The sequence below is a fragment of the Streptomyces sp. NPDC037288 genome, from assembly GCF_055603265.1.
Genome location: NZ_JBVJVY010000174.1, coordinates 1 through 3,023, shown reverse-complemented (window position 1 = coordinate 3,023; position 3,023 = coordinate 1). Strand labels below are relative to the sequence as shown.

Sequence of the window (3,023 nt, the reverse complement as noted above, 5' to 3'; positions counted from 1 at the left end):
GACGACAAGGCAGCGACCAGCAGCCTGAAGAAGCTGACCAAGGACCGCACCGTCAAGGTCACGGCCCAGGCGGACGTCAAATCCGCCACATCGGCCCTGGACAAGCTGGTCAAACCACGCATCGCCAAGATCACTGCTCAGGTCGAAGCGCAGGCCGCGGACGCCCAGCTCACCAAGCTGACCCAGCCACGCAGCCTGGACATCTCCGTCAAGCTCAACGAGGCCGCCTACCGCAAGGCGGAGCGGGACATCGCGCGCCTGTGCCGAGAGCGGATCGTCTACATCCGCGCCAGCGTCGATACCCGCGTCGCGGCGAACGAGCTCCGCGGTATCACCCAGCGCCGCAACGTACGCATCCTCGCCGACGTCGACACCCGGGTAGCTGCCGACTCCCTGGCCAACCTCACGCGGCGCCGGCAGATGACGATCCAAGCCCGCGCCGACACCGCTGGCGCTGACGCTGCCATCCGTCGCGCTACCCGGGACCGCACCGTCAACTTCCGCGCCAACACCCGTGGACTGGGTGCACTCACCGCAGGCCTCGGCGGTCTGAGTTCGTCCAGCTCCAGCGGAGGCGGAGCCATCACGGGCCTGATCGGCACGGTCGCTCGGCTCTCTGCGATCGCCGGATCAGCGCTACCCACGATCGCCTCCCTCGGTCAGGCCCTCGCACAGCTGGCGCCCTTGGCGGCCACGGCCGCGCCTGCGGTGGCGATGCTCGGCACAGCGTTCGCCGCGATCAAGGTCGGCACCTCAGGCGTGGGCGACGCCATCAAGGCAGCCTTCCAGCCCGCCACCAAAGAAGCCATCAAGGCGGCGTCCGCAACCAAGCAGGTAGACGCCGCTCAGCGCTCCCTCGCCAAAGCACAGCAGTCCCTGGCCGACGCACGAGTGCAGGCTGCGGAGCGGGTCAAGCAGGCACAGCAGCAGGTCACGACCTCCGAGCGGGAACTGACCGTCGCCCAGCGGGACGCCAAGCAGGCCCAACTGGATCTGACCGCCGCCCGCCGGCAGGCCATCCGGGACCTCGAGGACATGAACAACAGCCTCAAGGACGCGCGACTGTCCGAGCGGTCCGACACCCTTGCCGTCCAGCAGGCCGAGGAAGACCTCGCCCGGGTCCGCTCCGACCCCACGGCGACACAGCTGCAGATCCAGCAGGCCGAACTCGCCCGCGACCAGGCAGTGCAGTCCCTCAATGAGCAGCAAACCGAGGTCAAGCGACTCCAGACGGACACCGCGGCCGCAAACAAAGCCGGCGTCGAAGGCTCCAAGGCCGTTGTTGACTCCAAGCAGAAGGTGGCGGACGCCAACCAAAAAGTCGCCGACCAGCAGCTTGCCCTCGCCCAGGCCCAGGCCAATGTCACCAAGGCGCAGGTTGAGGGACAGCGACAGATCCGCGATGCCCAGCAGAACGTCGCCGACGCCGTCCAGAACCTCGCTGATACGCAGAAAAAGGCCGCCGCGCAAACCTCAGAGCTCGACACCGCGATGGCCAAGCTGTCCCCGAACGCGAAGGCGTTCGTCAACCAGCTCCGGGCCATGGCGCCGGCCTGGCGCGGCATGAAACTCGATGTCCAGGACTCCCTGTTCTCCGGCCTCGGTACTCGTCTCGGCCAGGTCGGAACGCAGGTCCTGCCCACCGTCCGGCGGGGTCTGGTCGGTGCCGCCAGTGAGCTGAACATCATGGGCAAGAACGCCCTCTCCGCTGTCGGCAACCTGCAAAAGACCGGGTTGCTCCGGAAGATCTTCGACGGCGTCACGCAGTCCCTCGGCAACCTCAGCCGAATACCCGGCCAGATGGTCACCGGGTTCGCTCAGCTGACCGTCGCCGCTCAGCCTGCGTTCGACCGCATGACCAAGGGCGCCGCCGGCGTCATGGACAAGGTCATGGGCCGTCTCTCCCAAAAGCTGAAGGACGGCAGCCTCACCAAAGCGATCGACACCGCCCTGGACGTGGCCATCCAGTTCGGAAAGCTCCTCGGCAACATCGGCAGCATCATCGGAAGCATCTTCAAGGCGGCTAAAGCCGCCGGCGGGGACTTCTTCGGCACCATCGGTGCAGCCATCGGCGAGATCGCCACGGTCCTCAAGTCCCCCGAAATCCAGGGCGCACTGACCGCCATCTTCAAGGCGCTAAACGCCGTGGCCAAGCTGCTCGCGGGCGCCCTCGGCGCAGCCCTTCAGGCGCTGCTGCCGCTGCTCGCGACGATCGCCCCGTTCGTCACCCAGCTGGCGCAGATGCTCGGCCCGATCGTCGCACAGTTGTTCAGCCAGCTCGGCAAGGCCCTGATGCCGGTCATCAAGGCGCTGATGCCGGTGATTGCGCAAGTCATCACCCAGATCGCCGGTCTCATCCCGATCATGCTGCCGTTGCTGCAGCCCCTGGGGAACTTGATCGCAGCGATCATCAAGGCGGTCGCTCCGTTCCTCCCGGTGATCATGCAGATCATCAAGATCGCTGTGACCGCGATCGTGCAATTCCTCGCCCCCGTCATCCAGGCGTTGATGCCGGTCGTGAGCCTGATCGGTCAGCTTCTTTCCCAGCTGGCACCGCTGTTCCCGCCGATCCTGCAAGCGCTGCTGCCACTCATCCCGCCGCTGACCCAGCTGTCCGTCGCCCTGCTGCAGTTGGCCCTGCAGGTCATCACGCCGCTCATGCCTCTCATCGTGATGCTGGCCAAGCTGTTCACCACCGTTCTCGCCGGCGCCCTGAAATTCCTCGTCCCGATCGTCACCACGGTGATCGGATGGATCACCGATCTCGTCAAGGCTGTCACCGGCGCCGTCAAGTGGATCGTGAAGAAGTTCCAGGAACTCTTCGACATCCTCCTCGGCCACAGCATCATCCCGGACATCGTCAATGGCACGGTCAACTGGTTCAAGAATCTGTGGAAGTGGCTCAAGGGCATCGTCAGTGACATCCGAGACGGCATCGTCGGCCGATTCCAGGATCTCAAGGACGGCGCCGCAGCGATCTGGAAGGCGTTCTGGGACAACGTCAAATCGATCGCGTCCGGCGC

General features: G+C 65.7%; 1 protein-coding gene. It reads left to right on the top strand.

Annotated features, from left to right (window positions below; translation table 11 throughout):
• The coding region (locus tag ACZ7GZ_RS42925; protein ID WP_471033259.1) for a phage tail protein at positions 1–3,023 on the top strand (3,023 nt) is incomplete at both ends.